Annotated in this window: 15 protein-coding genes; 10 read left to right on the top strand and 5 right to left on the bottom strand. The window is 49.5% G+C overall.

Features of this window, described 5'->3' with window-relative positions; translation table 11 throughout:
- Positions 1 to 434 (bottom strand): beta-ketoacyl synthase N-terminal-like domain-containing protein (locus KVT36_RS29455; RefSeq protein ID WP_305858845.1); only part of this gene is annotated, 434 nt, incomplete at its 3' end.
- Between the two features lie 176 nt (positions 435 to 610).
- Between KVT36_RS29455 and rlmN the strand changes: the two genes are divergently transcribed.
- The 3 genes from rlmN to KVT36_RS29440 all read left to right on the top strand — a co-directional run bounded on the left by rlmN (position 611) and on the right by KVT36_RS29440 (position 3,916).
- A complete protein-coding gene (gene rlmN / locus KVT36_RS29450) occupies positions 611 to 1,654 on the top strand; it encodes a 23S rRNA (adenine(2503)-C(2))-methyltransferase RlmN (RefSeq protein ID WP_217607015.1) in 1,044 nt (347 codons plus the stop codon).
- Positions 1,655 to 1,715: 61 nt separating this feature from the next.
- Entirely contained in the window at positions 1,716 to 3,125 is a 1,410-nt protein-coding gene (locus KVT36_RS32880) for a pseudouridine synthase (protein WP_254640249.1), read from the top strand.
- 59 nt (positions 3,126 to 3,184) lie between these two features.
- Complete coding sequence (locus tag KVT36_RS29440) at positions 3,185 to 3,916, top strand: RluA family pseudouridine synthase (RefSeq protein WP_217607014.1); 732 nt, start codon at positions 3,185 to 3,187, stop codon at positions 3,914 to 3,916.
- A gap of 393 nt (positions 3,917 to 4,309) precedes the next feature.
- Here the strand turns inward: KVT36_RS29440 and KVT36_RS29435 are convergent, their stop codons facing one another.
- Positions 4,310 to 4,945, bottom strand: coding sequence for a peroxiredoxin (locus tag KVT36_RS29435; RefSeq protein WP_217607013.1), 636 nt, complete (start codon positions 4,943 to 4,945; stop codon positions 4,310 to 4,312).
- A 191-nt stretch (positions 4,946 to 5,136) separates the two neighbouring features.
- Positions 5,137 to 5,736 carry a hypothetical protein gene (locus KVT36_RS29430; RefSeq protein WP_217607012.1) on the bottom strand — a complete coding sequence of 200 codons (600 nt, stop codon included), beginning with the start codon at positions 5,734 to 5,736 and terminating at the stop codon, positions 5,137 to 5,139.
- Positions 5,737 to 5,947: 211 nt separating this feature from the next.
- On the opposite strand from KVT36_RS29430, the gene KVT36_RS29425 reads away from it, so the two are divergent.
- On the top strand, positions 5,948 to 6,952 hold the full coding sequence (locus KVT36_RS29425) for a YafY family protein (RefSeq protein ID WP_217607011.1): 1,005 nt from the start codon (positions 5,948 to 5,950) through the stop codon (positions 6,950 to 6,952).
- Positions 6,953 to 7,024: 72 nt separating this feature from the next.
- On the opposite strand, the gene KVT36_RS29420 is transcribed toward KVT36_RS29425, so the two are convergent.
- Positions 7,025 to 7,744, bottom strand: coding sequence for a hypothetical protein (locus tag KVT36_RS29420; RefSeq protein ID WP_217607010.1), 720 nt, complete (start codon positions 7,742 to 7,744; stop codon positions 7,025 to 7,027).
- A 72-nt stretch (positions 7,745 to 7,816) separates the two neighbouring features.
- Between KVT36_RS29420 and ade the strand changes: the two genes are divergently transcribed.
- Positions 7,817 to 9,451, top strand: a complete 1,635-nt coding sequence (ade, locus tag KVT36_RS29415; RefSeq protein WP_217607009.1) for an adenine deaminase — start codon at positions 7,817 to 7,819, stop codon at positions 9,449 to 9,451.
- Positions 9,452 to 9,461: 10 nt separating this feature from the next.
- Here the strand turns inward: ade and KVT36_RS29410 are convergent, their stop codons facing one another.
- Complete coding sequence (locus tag KVT36_RS29410) at positions 9,462 to 10,556, bottom strand: anhydro-N-acetylmuramic acid kinase (protein ID WP_217607008.1); 1,095 nt, start codon at positions 10,554 to 10,556, stop codon at positions 9,462 to 9,464.
- 79 nt (positions 10,557 to 10,635) lie between these two features.
- On the opposite strand from KVT36_RS29410, the gene KVT36_RS29405 reads away from it, so the two are divergent.
- The 5 genes from KVT36_RS29405 (at position 10,636) to KVT36_RS29385 (ending at position 16,330) form a co-directional block, all read left to right on the top strand.
- Positions 10,636 to 12,537, top strand: a complete 1,902-nt coding sequence (locus KVT36_RS29405) for a von Willebrand factor type A domain-containing protein (protein WP_217607007.1) — start codon at positions 10,636 to 10,638, stop codon at positions 12,535 to 12,537.
- A 355-nt stretch (positions 12,538 to 12,892) separates the two neighbouring features.
- Positions 12,893 to 13,546, top strand: a complete 654-nt coding sequence (gene upp / locus KVT36_RS29400) for a uracil phosphoribosyltransferase (protein WP_217607006.1) — start codon at positions 12,893 to 12,895, stop codon at positions 13,544 to 13,546.
- Positions 13,547 to 13,657: 111 nt separating this feature from the next.
- Entirely contained in the window at positions 13,658 to 14,677 is a 1,020-nt protein-coding gene (locus tag KVT36_RS29395) for a PorP/SprF family type IX secretion system membrane protein (protein WP_217607005.1), read from the top strand.
- 181 nt (positions 14,678 to 14,858) lie between these two features.
- Positions 14,859 to 15,623, top strand: coding sequence for an EI24 domain-containing protein (locus KVT36_RS29390; protein WP_217607004.1), 765 nt, complete (start codon positions 14,859 to 14,861; stop codon positions 15,621 to 15,623).
- Complete coding sequence (locus tag KVT36_RS29385; RefSeq protein WP_217607003.1) at positions 15,623 to 16,330, top strand: SAM-dependent methyltransferase; 708 nt, start codon at positions 15,623 to 15,625, stop codon at positions 16,328 to 16,330. The genes KVT36_RS29390 and KVT36_RS29385 overlap by 1 nt, the downstream gene beginning before the upstream one ends.
- Positions 16,331 to 16,336 lie beyond the last annotated feature (6 nt).

The raw sequence follows: 16,336 nt of genomic DNA, 5'->3' as shown, positions 1-16,336 counted from the left end.
ATAGTGCTGTCATTTGCTTCGGCGCCTCGGGCACAGGGCCCGCCGGCCTTGGGCATTTCCAAAGGTGCGCGGGTCATGCTTTCCACGCCACCGGCCAGGTATACATCGCCCTCCCCGCACATCACCGCACGGGCAGCATCCATAAAAGCCTGCAACCCGCTGGCACACAGGCGGTTTACGGTATAACCGGCCACCGTTACCGGCAATCCTGCCAGCAAAGCAGCCACACGGGCCACATTGCGGTTATCTTCACCGGCCTGGTTAGCATCTCCGGCAATTACATCTTCAATGGCTGCGGGATCTATACCGGGATTGCGGACCAGGAGGGAACGGATCATGAGCGCCAGCATATCATCCGGCCGTACGGTCTTCAGCGCCCCGCCATAACGGCCAATGGGCGTGCGTACCGCATCTATTATATAAGCAGCTTGCATGTTTTTCAAAATTGAGGTGTGAATATATGAAATCTGGCGGACTGCGTCCGCCATCCATGGGCTAAGCCGCCACGCACTAAAACCCTGGTCCGTGGCCCCTCGTCCGTAGACCAACTATTTTCCCTACCTTTGCAGCTTCTTTCCGACTGCCGTAAGGCAGACATTAACTCAAGAATATGAAATCTGATAAGAAAAACATCCGGCACCTCAGCTTACCTGCTATACAGGAATACTTTAACACAATTGGAGAAAAGCCCTTCCGCGCCAAACAGGTGTATGAGTGGCTGTGGTTAAAGCATGCAGGCAGCTTTGAAGCCATGACCAACCTCTCCAAAACGCTGCGCAGCTCCCTGGAAGAGCATTTTACCCTTCCGGCTTTAAAGATAGATACCACCCAGCACAGTGAGGATGGCACCATTAAAAACCGCTTCCGCCTGCACGACGGTCATTTGATAGAGGGCGTACTGATCCCTACCGAAAACCGGCAAACAGCCTGCGTATCCTCGCAGGTGGGCTGCAGCCTGAGCTGCAAGTTCTGCGCCACTGGTTTTATGGACCGCAAACGCAACCTGGATTTTGATGAGATCTATGATGAGGTGGCCCTGCTGAACCAGCAGGCCCTGGAATCATCCGGCAAAAAACTCACGAATATTGTATACATGGGCATGGGCGAACCCCTGCTCAATTATAAGAATGTACTGCAGTCAATAGAGCGTATTACCGCGGCAGATGGCCTGGCCATGTCGCCCAAACGTATTACCGTATCTACTGCCGGTGTGGCAAAAATGATCAAACAGCTGGGCGATGACCAGGTACGTTTTAACCTGGCCCTTTCCCTGCACGCTGCCAATGATAAAAAACGCAGCGAGATCATGCCCATTAACGAAACCAACAACCTGCAGGGATTAATAGAGGCGCTGAACTATTTCTATAAAGCTACCCAGAGCCAGATCTCTTTTGAATACATTCTGTTCCGCGACTTTAACGATTCCCAGAAGGATGCCGATGAGCTGATCAAGATCTACCGGCAGGTACCGGCAGACCTGATCAATATTATCGAATACAACCCGATTGATAAGGCCCGGTTCCAGAAACCGGACGAGGAAGCAGTGGAAAAGTTCATGCAGTACCTGGGCAAAAACCGCGTAAATGCACGCCTGCGCCGCAGCCGGGGTAAAGATATTGATGCCGCCTGCGGACAGCTGGCCAACAAGGGTTAATAATAAAAGCGTTTAACAACAGGAGGATCGTGGAAATCATGAGCTTCCGCCAACAGATAGTATGAGAAAAAACAAACCTGCTGCAACAAAAGGTTTCTCTCCCTTTAAAGAGAACAAAAGCAGTAACCGTACCGGTGATAAGAACCGTACGCAGTCCGGGGATCGTGAAAGGCCCGCCGGTAAAGACTTCAAACGCGGCGGCACCGACCGCCCTACCCGCCCTGCACCTGCACGTGAGGAGGAGAACAAAGCCTTCCGGCCTAAATTCCAGCGCAGTGGCGAGGACAGGAAAGACAGTGGTGAAAATAAACGGTCACCTATACGTGTACGCATCAAGCCTAAAGAGGACGATAACAAGGGCTTTCAGCGCAGTGATGATGACCGCGGGAATAAACGCCCGCCCGGCCGCGTACGCACCACGCCTAAAGATGACGATAAAAAAGGCTTTCAGCCCAGGGCCCGGCGCAGTGATGATGACCGCGGGGATAAACGCCCGGCCGGCCGCGCACACACCGCACCCAAACGGGATGATGACAACAGCAGCTTCCATGGCGATTTTCAGCCGGGCAGCGACCGTAAAGGCAACCGCCCAAGCCGGGAAACACCCAGCGGTTTTAACCGTAAAAAATTCTTTGACCGTACCAACGAACGTTTTGCTGAGAAACAGGCCCGCAAATCCGATCCCACAAAACGTAAACCCGATAACAAAAATATTGGCAGCAAAGGCCGCAAAACTGAGGAAGCTCCCGGTAGCAGCGAAGGCATGCCGCTAAACAAGTACATTGCCCACACCGGCCTGTGCTCCCGCCGTAAAGCCGTGGATGTGATTAAAGAAGGTAAGGTAACAGTGAATGATAAACCGGTATTGGAACCAGCCTTTAAGGTAACGGACAAAGACCGGGTAAAGATTGCCAACAAACCTGTAAGCCTGCAAAAGAACCTGGTGTACATCCTGCTGAATAAACCCAAAGGATTTATTACCACTACCGATGATCCGGAAGGACGCCAGACCGTGATGGAGCTGATACAGGACGCCACTTCAGAACGGGTATTCCCCGTGGGCCGCCTGGACCGCAATACCTCCGGCCTGCTGCTGCTTACCAACGATGGTGAGCTGGCCCAGAAGCTGGCGCATCCCAAGCACAACATTAAAAAAATATACCAGGTAGGTTTAGATAAACCCTTAACCAAAGCTCACTTTGACCAGATCATTGCCGGCGTTACGCTGGAAGATGGTGTGGCCCTGGTAGATGCCCTGGGATATGTGGACAGCAAGGACAGAACACAGGTAGGTATAGAAATTCACAGCGGTAAGAACCGTATTGTGCGCCGTATTTTCGAGCACCTGGAATACCAGGTGGAGAAGCTGGATCGTGTGATGTACGCCGGTTTAACCAAAAAGAACGTAAACCGCGGCAGGTGGCGCCTTTTAACGGAAAAAGAAGTGATACTGCTGAAACATTTTAAATAAAGTTGTTAGTGTTGGCGGTTAGTAATTTTGTGCTAACCGCTAACCACTTTTAGAATATTATGCGCGTTAACGAACTCCTCATACATATTACGGACGATTTTATGGTACTCAACAAACCGGCGGGAATGCTTACCATCCCGGACCGGCATGACCAGGAAATACCTTCCCTGCAAACCCTGCTGAAAAAGACCTACGGCAATATTTTTACCGTACACCGGCTGGATAGGGATACCAGTGGCCTGATCCTGTTTGCCCGTAATGAGGCCGCGCACCGCTATTTTTCCCAGTTATTTGAATCCCGCGAGGTACGCAAGTTTTACCTGGGCCTGGTTACCGGCCAGCTGGAACCGCCGCAGGGCAGCGTAGATGAGCCCATTATGGAGCACCCGGTGCAAAAAGGCAAAATGGTTACCAACCGCCGGGGCAAGGCCTCCCTTACAGATTATGAGATGCAGGAAGCCTTTGGGCTTTACAGCCTGGTGAAGCTGGAGATCCATACCGGCCGTCCCCACCAGATCCGCGTGCATATGAAACACCTGGGCCATCCCATAGCTGTGGATGAGCTTTACGGTGATCCCGCCCCCATTTTATTATCCACTATTAAGAAGAAATACCGTTTAGGTAAGTTCACGGAAGAAGAGCGCCCCCTCATGACCCGCCTGGCGCTGCATGCCTGGCAGCTGCATTTTAAAGATCAGCAGGGCGTGGCCCACCAGCTGGAAGCCCCCTTGCCAAAAGATCTGCAGGCAGTGTTAAGCCAATTGAGAAAGCATAAGAAGCAACAGGCCTAAGGAAGCTTAAAGCAGAAAGCTGAAAGCATAAAGGTGAAGGCCGGATGCTGAAGGCTAATGCTGAACGCTAAACGCTTAAGGCGAAGCTGAACGGTTGGAGGCCTAACGGAATGCTGAAGGCCGGACACTAAAGGCTAACCGCTAAAGGCGGAGCTGAAGGCTAAAAGTTGAAGATTGGGTGCCAAAGGCTAAAACCTAAACGCTAAGGCCAAAGCCTGAACGCTGTACAACCGCCCCGGTTAAATCATCTACCTGGTTGGTAAAACGAAAAAACGGGGAAAAATCCCCGTTTCGTAAAAATCAAAAACCAACCATTAAAAATTCTTATCAATAAAAGCCTTGCGGCCCTATTCGTTGCTTTTTACTGTTACCAGTTAAAACACGCCCGATTGCCTATTTGTTCGGCTGCGGGGTCGTTCTCAGGTAAGGCTTAATCACTTTGTGCCCTTTCGGGAACTTAGCCGGAATGTCTTCTGTTTTTATAGCCGGCACCACAATCACATCTTCCCCTTCCTGCCAGTTGGCCGGTGTGGCCACGCTGTACTGTGCTGTTAGCTGCAGGGAATCTATTACCCGCAACACTTCAAAGAAGTTTCTGCCGGTAGAGGCCGGGTAAGTGATGGTTAATTTCACTTTCTTATCCGGACCTATTACAAACAGGGAACGCACGGTAAATGTTTCAGAAGCATTCGGGTGTATCATACCATACAGGTTAGCCACCGTTTTGTCTTCATCCGCAATGATCGGGAAGGTCACTTCGCAATTCTGCGTTTCGTTAATATCGTTGATCCAGCCCTGGTGTTTGTCCAGCGGGTCTACGCTAAGGGCCAGCACTTTCACATTGCGTTTGGCAAATTCATCCTTCAAAAGGGCCGTTCTGCCCAGTTCTGTGGTACATACCGGGGTATAATCTGCAGGGTGAGAAAATAATACGCCCCAGCTATCGCCCAGGTATTCGTAAAAATCGATGTTGCCTTGTGTGGTCTTCGCCTTGAAATTAGGCGCTATGTCTCCTAGTCTTAAACTCATATTACATCTCTTTTATGACTCCAAATGTAACAATTTCCTACAATTTTTATAGACTTTAGGATGGTTTTTGGAAAAAAATTTTCCCTACCCGTTGCGGGGTAGGGAAAGGTGTTAACAAACAACTGAGGGTCAGGGCATTTGGGGCTAACAGTTTCAATGGTATAGGGTTAACAGGGATGAATATGTAGTGTTCAATTGCCGTGTTGTTTCCAGGCGCAATACGCCATGGTGTATTTGAGGTCATCCAGTAAATTGGCTTCCTGGCGGGCCGCTGTTTCGTCAAATTCCAGCTCCAGGTAACCCAGGTACAGCTCATAACTTTTGCTCAGCAGCAGCATGCACTGGTCTATCTGCTGTTCAGTACGTACGGTTTCTTTCTCCTTTACCGGTGCGGGTTGCGGGGTTACTTTGCTGATGTAGTAACATTCGCCATCCGTATATTCTATCCAGTTACCACGCTGCTGCAGGCGGGGGCGGCTAAGCTGAAAGCTCATATTTTCCAGCACCACGGCTTCCCCATGGGTAGCCTCCAGGTCAATGATCTCCGGGATGTGGCGCATATCTTCCAGGTGCTGCACAATGCTCATTTGTATGCCATCGTTCTGGTGGCCGGAATAGCGCAGTATATCATTCAGCACATCGTAATTAGTTACAAAATCGCAACGGTGCCAGGTACCTTCCTGCTGTATATAACCCCAGAAGGTTAAAAAATTAGACTCATCCAGTATGATCTGGCTGATGGAGATTGCCTGGCATTTGGCGGCGGTGCTTGTATTTTTTACTTTGTTCATAACCCTGATGTTTAATGACAATACAAAGCTATCCGCGCAAAACGCAGGGAATTTGCGTAGCGAAAAAAAACAATAAAAATGTGCGGATGTGCAAATATGCAGATGTGCAGGCGGATTGAAGCGGGTCTTAATTTGCACATCTGCATATCTGCATATCTGCATATCTGCACATTTGCATATTTGCACTATTTTGCGCACCAAAACCCTCTTCATGCCAAAGAATAAGGATGCCCTTTCCCGTTACCGCTGGATAGATGAACGGCTGCGCAACAAGCGCCTGCCCAAGCCTACCCTGGATGTGCTGATTGCCTATGTGTCTGAAAAAATGGATGCATCTATCTCTACACGCACCATACAAAAGGATATACAGGACATGCGCCAGGACCCGGAGCTGAACTATATGGCCCCCATCTTATATGAGCGCAGCAGCGGCACTTACCGTTATGAAGATGAATCTTACTCCATCAGCAATATACCCATTGAAGAGGCCGACCTGCAGGGGCTGGAAATAGCCATCGGCATCCTGGAACAGTTCCGCAGCCTGCCCGTAATACAGCAGTTTGAGGACGCTATCCTGAAAATAGCAGCCAGCCTGAAAATGAACCGGCAAACGCTGGAACATAAAGGCATGATCAAATTTTCGCGCACCGCGCAATACAAAGGCGCAGAGCATATCCCCGATATTGTGGATGCCATCAAGAACCTGGAAGTGATCCGTATTGCCTACCAGAGCTTTGACCGTAATGAGCCCAAAGAGCATTGGGTAGAGCCGTATCATTTGCGGGAATACCAACACCGCTTTTACCTGATCGGCAAAAGCCAGAAAGCCAAAGGCGGCACCCTGCTTACATTTGCGCTGGACCGCATTGTAAAGTTGTGGCCTACCAATACTAATTTTGATGAAAAGAATTTTGATGATGCCAGCTACTACCGCCACGCCATTGGCATTACAGTGCTGGAAGGGGAACCGCAAAATGTAGTGTTGTCCTTTACCCCGCACCAGGGAAAATACATTAAATCACAACCCATTCATACTTCCCAGCAGGTGCTGGAAGATAATGAAAAGGAATGCCGTATATCCCTGAACGTAGTAATTAACCCGGAGCTGCACATGCTGCTGTTAGGTTATGGCGCTAATGTAAAAGTGCTGGAACCAGAGCAGCTGGTACAAAAAATGGCGGCCGAAACAGCCGCCATGAAGGAGTTATATAGTTAATGTATTGATGTGCTAATATGCTAATGTGCTGGTATATGCCGCGGAATACTGCAGAAAACAAAGATCAGCACATCATTTTTTCGGCATAGCAAAAATGGTATCATCTACCGGCTTGTTCACCTCTACCTTGCTTACACTGATCTTGGTGCCAATAGGCTCCTGTGAGGTAGATGCCGGGTACACGAAACCATTATCTGTTTTCTTATAATCGGATAATACAGTGGTAATATCCATTTCCTGTCCCTGTGCTTTAATATGCGTTTGCATCTGGTCAATGTAATACGTATTGGTATCTACATATAAGATGATCACGCTGCCGTCACGGTTGGTTACTTTTAATTTGTAAGTTTCCATTCCGTCTTTGGTTTCCTTGCCTTCCAGCGTTACGGTACGGCCTTTGGCTTTATAATCATACAGCTCGCCGGCCAGGTCCAGGCGGGATTGCATAGCATGCACCATGCTGGAATCCATTACTTTAGGATCCGGTCCCTGCATAGGCATTTGCAGCCAGCCGCCGTTGCGGGTTACCACCTGTATGTTGTTGGAGCCCATTACCTCAAATTCCATACGCATGGCCTTATCATTTACCAGCCACAGTTTCAGGGGTATTTCCATACCGCGTACTTCCATAATACCCTCTGTATACATGCTTTGCAGGCCTTTCAGTTTATCCTTGCCGCCCATGGCGTCAATGTGCTTGCTCACGATCTCATCTACCGTTTGCGCCCGCAGCCCGCTACATACTGCTATAACGGCCAGGAACAGGAGGGTTAACATTTTATTTACTCTCATATTATTCGTTTTAGTGGTACACAAATTACACGAATTATGCCAATTCCCGCCGGGTAATTATATCTTTAACATATGAGTACTTTCCAGCTTTCAGGCAACCTGATAGATATCCTAAACCAGGAAATATACCCTGCTACCGTACACATTTCACATGGGCGTATCCGGCAAATTGTGCGCGATAGCAAGCCTTACGATCAATACCTGCTGCCCGGCTTTATTGATGCGCATGTGCACATAGAAAGCGCTATGCTTACCCCGGCGGAATTTGCCCGCCTGGCAGTGGTGCACGGCACCGTAGGTACCATTTCCGACCCGCATGAAATAGCCAATGTATTAGGCGTGGCTGGCGTAAACTACATGATCGCCAACTGCCAGCATACCCCGTTCAAATGCAATTTCGGCGCTCCCTCCTGTGTGCCGGCCACCCCGTTTGAAACAGCCGGCGCAGTGGTAAGCGTACAGGACGTAAAAACGCTGCTGGCACACCCGGAGATCCGCTACCTTTCTGAAATGATGAACTTTCCCGGTGTGCTGCAGCAGCAGCCGGATGTAATGGAAAAAATAGCCGCTGCCCATAAAGCCGGTAAACCGGTGGATGGCCATGCCCCCGGCCTGCGCGGCGCTGCAGCCAAACAGTATATAGATGCCGGCATTAGCACCGATCATGAATGTTTTACACTGGAAGAAGCGCAGGACAAGCTGCAGTATGGCATGCACATCCTGATAAGGGAAGGCAGCGCAGCCAAGAACTTTGAGGCGCTGATCCCCCTGCTGCATAACTACCCGGAAAAAATGATGTTCTGCAGCGATGATAAACATCCTGACAGCCTGGTGGAAGGGCATATTAACGTGCTGGTAAAACGTGCGCTGGCAAAAGGTATAGACCTGTTTAAAGTGCTGCGCGCCGCCTGCGTAAACCCGGTGCTGCATTATAAAATGGAAGTTGGTCTGCTGCGTGAAGGTGATCCCGCAGATCTTATCATCATTAACAACACCACCGACTTTGCAGTAAAGGCTACCTATGTGAATGGCATACAGGTGGCGGCCAACGGCCAAACGCTGATTGAGCCCGTTAACGCAGGCATTATCAATAACTTTGATTGCCGCCCGCAGCATGTGGATGATTTTCGTATACCCGCTTCCGGTACCAGCGCAACTGTAAATGTAATTGAAGCGCTGGACGGGCAGCTGATCACCAATAACCTTACCGCCACCCTGCCCGTGCAAAACGGCGCCCTGCACAGTGATCCATCACAGGATGTGCTGAAGATGGTGGTGGTGAACCGCTATTTTCCCGCGCCCGCAGCCGCAGGTTTTATCCGCAATTTTGGATTTACCAAAGGCGCCATTGCATCGTCCGTGGCGCACGACAGCCATAACATTATTGCCGTTGGGGCAGATGATGAAAGCATTTGCGCCGCGGTAAATGCCGTGATCCGTGAAAAAGGTGGTATTAGTGTGGTAAATGGTATGGAGATAGATGTATTACCCCTGCCGGTAGCCGGCTTAATGAGCCACCTGGATGGCTACGAAGTAGCGGCCCGGTACAGCCAGCTTGATAAAGCCGCCAAAGCCCTGGGCAGCCCGCTGGCCGCGCCTTTCATGACGCTCTCTTTTATGGCGCTGTTAGTGATCCCACACTTAAAGCTCAGTGATAAAGGCCTGTTTGATGGAGATACCTTTACTTTTACAACGGTGACTAAATAATAATTATTAATTACGACTGCCACAACGCTCCCCCAACACTATCCCGCTGCGCACCCGTTACGGAGGATAACACGTTCGGCTCCTGCCGCCAGCGCAAAGTGCCTATCAGCGCCATTATCAGCGCCTCTTTATAATTTACCGTCTGGGCATCCGGCACTACTACTGTTACATCATAAGGTTGTAATTGTTCCTGGATCTGTTTTACCAGAAATCCATTAAAAGCGCCGCCGCCGGTGATGAGCATCTTCTGCTCTCCTTCCGCTGCCCCTTGCTGCTTTTGCAGCTGCGCCACTGCATGGGCTACCTGCACGGCTATATGCTGCGTGTAGGTGTTAAGCTTACCCTGAATGGAAATGCGTGTGTTCTTTATTAATGGCAGTACTGTATCTGTACCAAAATCATTGGCCAGTGATTTGGGCCAGGGCAATGTATAATAAGGCAGCTCATTTAATGCGGTCAGTAAATGTTTATCCGTAATACCACCGGCTGCCAGCGCACCGTTTTCGTCGTAGGCGCGTCCCAGCTCCCCGGCCAGGGCATTCAGCACCCGGTTAGCAGGGCAAATATCAAAAGCGGTAAACCCGCTTTCCAGGTTAGCGGATACATTGGCAATACCTCCCAGGTTTAACCAATACTGGTAACCCGGCAGCAGCAATTGTTCGCCAACAGGCACTATGGGCGCGCCCTGCCCGCCCAGGGCTACATCCATGGCACGCAGGTCGCTGATCACCGGCAGGCCGGTAACAGCAGCTATAGCAGCGCCTTCGCCCAGCTGCGCCGTCATTTTCTGCGCCGGCATATGAAAGGTGGTATGCCCGTGAGAGGCTATGAAATGTACTTTATGTTCCAGCCCATGCTGTGTTATAAACTGTTTTATTTTTTCTCCTATGTAATGGCCATAACGGCTGTGCAGCAGCAGGTATTCGCCTGCAGGCAGGCCGGTAGCGCCGCTGAGCTGCTCTACCCACTCCGGCTCATACGCCAGGCAGTCTGCCGCCTGAATGGTGTACTCCCACTTGCCGCGTACTTCGGCCAGCTCCACAAAAGCAATATCCAGCCCGTCCAGCGAACTACCCGACATAATGCCAATTACATGATATACCATGCTGAAAAAATTTTCATCAAAGATAATATGGAATTTGACCTCATTGATGCATCCTCTTAGCAGATCAAAACAAATCACTATGCAAAAATATTTTTCCCTGTTGCTGCTGGCCTGTTTTACTGCCCTGACAGTCAATGCACAAACCCGTGAGATCAGGGGCAGCGTACAGGAAGCAGGCTCCCATAAACCGCTTGCCGGGGTTAGCATCCAGGTAAAAGCGGGTAAATCATCCGTACAAAGTGATGCTGCAGGCGGCTTCCGGCTGCAGATCCCAACCGGTTCTGTAGTGCTGCAGCTGCGTTATAGCGGTTATAAAACCCAGGAAGTAGTAATAAAGCCCAACGCAGGTAAGGTGCTGATCCTGCTGCAGCCATTAACCCCGGCTGATTCCACGGCGCGGGTATTTAAGCTGGAGGAAAAGAAGCGGGTACGGGCTGCGCAAAGCGTGCAGGCAAAGGCCGCAAGGAGTTTGGTGGAATATGAGACAAACGCTGATATGGCTATGTCGTATGCTGCCCCTATGCCACAAGGCGTTTACAAAGATTATAATACAGAAGATTACAGCCCTATCAATGAAAATGACTTTCATACCGCCACGGATCAGCCGCTCAGCACCTTTTCCATTGATGTGGACCGCGCTGCCTACAGCAACATCCGCCGCTTCCTGAACAACGGGCAAATGCCGCCTGCCGATGCTGTGCGGGTAGAGGAAATGATCAATTATTTTGATTACCAGTACAAAGCCCCTGCTGGTGCAGACCCTGTAGCTATTTATACGGATATGGCTATATGCCCCTGGAACACCGCACACCAGCTGGTGCGCATTGGACTGAAAGGCAGAACCGTTACGGCCGATAAGGTACCGCCCTCTAACCTGGTGTTCCTGATAGATGTTTCCGGCTCTATGGAAGATGCCAACAAGCTGCCCCTGGTAAAACAGGCATTAAAAACACTGGTACAGCAGCTGCGCCCTGCAGATAAAGTAGCCATTGCCGTATATGCCGGCGCTGCCGGCCTGGTGCTGCCCGCTACACCCGGCAGTGAAAAAACCACTATCCTGGATGCGCTGGATCAATTGCAGGCCGGTGGCTCCACCGCTGGTGGGGAAGGTATTCTGCTGGCTTATAAAACCGCTGCCGCCAACTTTATGAAAGAAGGTAATAACCGCGTGATCATAGCCACAGACGGCGATTTCAACGTAGGCCCTTCCAGCGATGGCGAACTGCAGCGCATTATAGAAAAAGAGCGCGACAAAGGCATTTTCCTGTCAGTGCTGGGTTTTGGTATGGGTAATTATAAAGATAATAAGCTGGAGCTGCTGGCCGATAAAGGCAACGGCAACTACGCTTACATAGATAATTTTGAAGAAGCCCGCCGCACCTTTGTAACGGAATTTGGCGGCACCCTGTTCACCATTGCCAAAGATGTAAAGCTGCAGATAGAGTTTAATCCCAGGTACGTACGATCCTACCGGTTAGTAGGGTACGAAAACCGCCTGCTGCAGAACGAAGATTTTAACAACGATAAAAAAGATGCGGGCGATATGGGCGCCGGCCACACCGTAACCGCCCTGTACGAGATAGTGCCCGCTGGCGCTAAAACAGATGCCGTTAACTGGGTAGACCCGCTGAAGTACCAGCAACGCGCAGTGATTAGCAACCCAGCGAACGAAGTGCTGACCGTGAAGCTGCGCTATAAAAGGCCTGCCGACAGTCAAAGCCAGCTAATGAGCAAAGTGCTGCCCTACCAGGTACAGGCCATTACAGCCGCCCCTATAGATTTTCGTATGTGCGCTGCAGTAGCTGAGTTTGGGCAGCTGCTCCGTAATTCCGCCCATAAAGGGCAGGCCAGCTATGAGCAGGTGCTTTCCCTGGCTAAGGATGCCCGGGGCGATGATCCGGAAGGTTACCGCGCTGAATTTTTACAGCTGGTAAAAAAAGCCGCCCTCCTGCAACCGGGCAGCCAGGCTTCCCGGGAATAACAGCCGGCCTTTCTCATTGTTGTTTTCCCACATGAAAGTCCCAAAAGAATGTAAAAGTGGTATGCAGCGAATAAGGGACTGCGTTCCACTTTTACATTTTACATTTATGATTTTACATTTTACATTCCTTTGGGATCAGCCCATTTTTCCCTATTCCAATTGCTGTGATACTGGTACCCTTCCCTCCTAAAAAGGCCCCGTAATTGCTGCGACATTGCTGCGCAACTCCTCCCCCCTACATAAAACCCTACCCTTTTCCCTACATCTGTACCACATTAGCTTTTTCCTGTTAAAAAAACCTTTTCCCTTCGCCTTTCCTGTGTTTTTTGGTATTTTGCCCCCCAAACGGCTAGTAATGATAATCAATCTGAGTGAGACCAATTCGCTGGTGGGAGAATGGCTTAGCGAGATCAGAAGTATGGACATCCAAACAGACCGCATGCGTTTTCGTCGTAATATGGAACGCCTGGGCGAAGTGGCTGCCTACGAGATCAGCAAAACACTGGAATACGTGGAAAAAGAGATCCAGACCCCACTGGGCATTGCCAACTGCCGGGTATTGAAGGAGCAGCCGGTGCTGGCCACCATTTTACGGGCCGGTTTGGCGCTGCACCAGGGATTATTGCATTATTACGATAAAGCCGATCACGCCTTTATATCTGCCTACCGCAAACATAAAACAGACGGTTCTTTTGATATTAGCCTGGAATATGTGTCCAGCCCCTCCATTGACGGTCAGGTGGTTATCCTCTCCGATCCTATGCTGGCTACCGGCGCTTCCCTGGTAAAAACCATTGAGCACCTGGAGGATATTGGCAAACCCAAACACATCCACCTGGTAGTAGCCATTGCCTGCACCGTGGGTATAGAATACGTACAACGCCATGCCAGCCCCAATCTCAGCATATGGGCAGGGGATATTGACGACGAGCTTACCGCCAAGGGATACATTGTTCCCGGCCTTGGAGATGCCGGTGATCTGGCCTTTGGTAACAAATTGCAGCAGTAAAACGTTCTATATTATATGAATTAAATTTGAAATATTAAGCTCTTTTCGTACCTTAGACTGGTAAAAGTGAACTGTTTTTATCCTATCCTATACCATAATGCATTAACCTTTATGAAAAAGGCTTTACTAATATTAACCATCTTTCTCTATTTGATTCCTGCCAGCAAGGCACAGGACCCGCATTTTTCGCAGTTCTTTGCTTCGCCTATGACCCTGAACCCAGCTTTTACCGGCTTGTTTTCCGGCGATTATCGTATAGCCGGCAACTATCGTTCACAGTGGAGAAGCATTGCCACCCCCTATGTAACGGGAACCCTTTCTGCTGACTTTAGCATTTTAAAGAATGTTATTTCCTATACAGATGTATGGGGCGTAGGCATTATGGCCCTGTATGATAAAACCGGCGGCGGCGCACTGGTATCTAACTATATCGCTATCAGCACTTCTTATCATAAAGGTCTGGATCCGGAAGGAAACCATACCCTGGCTATCGGTTTACAAGGTGCGTTTATGCAAAAACGTATTGACCAGAGTAAGCTGATGTTTGAGAACCAGATAGATAACAACGGGTACAACCCCGGGCTGCCCAGCAACGAGTTTCTCACCAATCCTAAAATATCTTACTTTGATCCCAACGTAGGTATATTATATAATGGCCTGGTGGGTGAAGCTTCCAATATTTACCTGGGCGCTTCCTATTATCACATTACCCAGCCTACTGAAACTTTCATGAGCCAGGATAACAACCGTTTAAGCTACCGTTACACCGTACACGGTGGGGGTTCTTTCCCGGTAAATGGTTATAACCGCATACATGCCAGCGCATTGTACATGAAACAAAGCACGGCTTCTGAAACCTCTTTTGGCGCAGCTTACGGCTTTAACCTGAGCGGTGTGCCGGAAGATAACCCAACTATGTTTTACCTGGGTAGCTGGTACCGCCTGAAAGATGCTATTAACCCCTATGTAGGGTTAGAGATCGGCGGCTTTACCGTAGGTATGACCTATGATCTGAACGTGTCTTCTCTGAAACCAGCCTCCAACTACAGGGGCGGTATGGAAATATCTGTTATTTATATTCACCGTTCCAGCGAAAACAGCAAGTATAAAACCTTGTGTCCGAAGTTCTAATAACGGCTGCTGCTAATACCATTTAGTGGCCGATCATTAGCGCGTGAAATGCAAATATTCTTTGAGTAAAAGCTAATTACCAGCGGCACAAAGCCGGTGGCTGAAATATTTTTATTTTCGTTCCGTTGATTTTTTAGTTATTTACGGCATTATTCATTCTGTCATACTAAAAAAGCGGACCTTGTTTTCATTCAGAGAAGTTATAGCTGCCATACAATGTTACGGAAAAGCCCATCACTTCATTACCGCCAATAAACTTTGGAAATGGATACTGTTACCCGGTATCATTTATTGTTTGTTATTTATAGCCGGTATTTATTTTGTGTGGAGCTATTCAGGTGAATTTGTGGAGTACCTTCTTAGCCTGCTGCCCCTGCGCACCTGGATCCAGGATCTGGAAAGCAGCTGGGTAAGTTTTGTTTTTATTCTCCTGGGGCTCTGCATCCGCCTTATTCTGATGCTCCTTTACTTTGCCTACTTCAAATATTTTTTCCTCATACTGGGCTCGCCCCTGTTTGCCTACCTGTCAGAAAAAACAGAGGCCATTTTACAGCACCGTGAGTTCCCTTTCAGCTGGCAGGAGTTTTTAAAAGATATGGTGCGTGGCATCCGCATATCATTCCGCAACATGGTATTCCAAACCATTACCCTGCTGCTGTTATTCTTACTTTCCTTTATACCCATACTGGGCTGGATAACGCCACTGGCGGGCTTTTTCATTGAAGCCTACTTTTTTGGGTTTTCCATGATGGATTATAGCTGCGAGCGCCACCGTATGAACATGCGCCAAAGCATTACCTTCATAAAAGCGCACCGGGGTATGGCCCTGGGCAATGGCATTGTATTTTACCTGTTCATGTTCATACCGGTTTTAGGCTGGGCCCTGGCGCCTTCCTACGCCGTAATAGCAGCCACTATTCACTTACAAGATAAACGCCTGTTGTAATGAGCACGCCCGGCAAAGTGTACCTGATACCCACTGTATTGAGCCCGGAGGCATTGCATACCATTCCTGCATATATTACTGCCGCCGTGCAGCCGTTACGGTTCTTTTTTGTGGAGAATGAGCGTACGGCCCGCCGCTTCCTGAAAGCGCTGGACCGTAACATTAACATTGATGCGCTGCAGCTGCACCTGATGCATGAAAACCATCCGCCGGATACGGCGCTGGCAAAAAAATTACTGCTGGAAGGTAATGACATTGGTATCATGAGTGAGGCAGGATGCCCGGCCATAGCCGATCCGGGGCATCTGGTAGTGCAGGTGGCGCATAAGATCAATGCCCCGGTAATACCCCTGGTAGGGCCTAATTCTATTTTATTAGCCTTAATGGCATCCGGCATGAACGGGCAAAATTTCCAGTTCACCGGTTACCTGCCGGTAAAACCACCGGAGCGTATTAAAGCCATCCGCGAGCTGGAAGCCCTTTCCCTGAAAAAGGACCAAACACAGATCTTTATTGAAACCCCTTATAGAAATAACCCGCTGCTAAAAGACCTGCTGGCTAACTGTAAGGACCAAACGCTGTTATGTATTGCCGCAGATATTACCGGGCCGGAGGAGTACATTCACACCAAAACGGTGAAGGAGTGGAAAGCCGCGCTGCCGGAGCTGCACAAGCGGCCTGCTATATTTCTATTGCATGCTAAATAGGTGATC

This window comes from Chitinophaga sp. GbtcB8, from assembly GCF_019091455.1.
Lineage (GTDB): Bacteria > Bacteroidota > Bacteroidia > Chitinophagales > Chitinophagaceae > Chitinophaga.
Note: the sequence above shows the minus strand (reverse complement) of the source record. Positions and strands in the feature narration are given on the sequence as shown.

Coding starts and splice junctions, on each gene's coding strand:
- KVT36_RS29385 (WP_217607003.1), top strand. CDS start 15,623: ATGAGCACGCCCGGCAAAGTGTACCTGATACCCACTGTATTGAGCCCG.
- KVT36_RS29420 (WP_217607010.1), bottom strand. CDS start 7,744: ATGAGAGTAAATAAAATGTTAACCCTCCTGTTCCTGGCCGTTATAGCA.
- KVT36_RS29430 (WP_217607012.1), bottom strand. CDS start 5,736: ATGAACAAAGTAAAAAATACAAGCACCGCCGCCAAATGCCAGGCAATC.
- KVT36_RS29440 (WP_217607014.1), top strand. CDS start 3,185: ATGCGCGTTAACGAACTCCTCATACATATTACGGACGATTTTATGGTA.
- upp (WP_217607006.1), top strand. CDS start 12,893: ATGATAATCAATCTGAGTGAGACCAATTCGCTGGTGGGAGAATGGCTT.
- KVT36_RS29395 (WP_217607005.1), top strand. CDS start 13,658: ATGAAAAAGGCTTTACTAATATTAACCATCTTTCTCTATTTGATTCCT.
- KVT36_RS32880 (WP_254640249.1), top strand. CDS start 1,716: ATGAGAAAAAACAAACCTGCTGCAACAAAAGGTTTCTCTCCCTTTAAA.
- KVT36_RS29410 (WP_217607008.1), bottom strand. CDS start 10,556: ATGGTATATCATGTAATTGGCATTATGTCGGGTAGTTCGCTGGACGGG.
- rlmN (WP_217607015.1), top strand. CDS start 611: ATGAAATCTGATAAGAAAAACATCCGGCACCTCAGCTTACCTGCTATA.
- KVT36_RS29425 (WP_217607011.1), top strand. CDS start 5,948: ATGCCAAAGAATAAGGATGCCCTTTCCCGTTACCGCTGGATAGATGAA.
- KVT36_RS29405 (WP_217607007.1), top strand. CDS start 10,636: ATGCAAAAATATTTTTCCCTGTTGCTGCTGGCCTGTTTTACTGCCCTG.
- KVT36_RS29435 (WP_217607013.1), bottom strand. CDS start 4,945: ATGAGTTTAAGACTAGGAGACATAGCGCCTAATTTCAAGGCGAAGACC.
- ade (WP_217607009.1), top strand. CDS start 7,817: ATGAGTACTTTCCAGCTTTCAGGCAACCTGATAGATATCCTAAACCAG.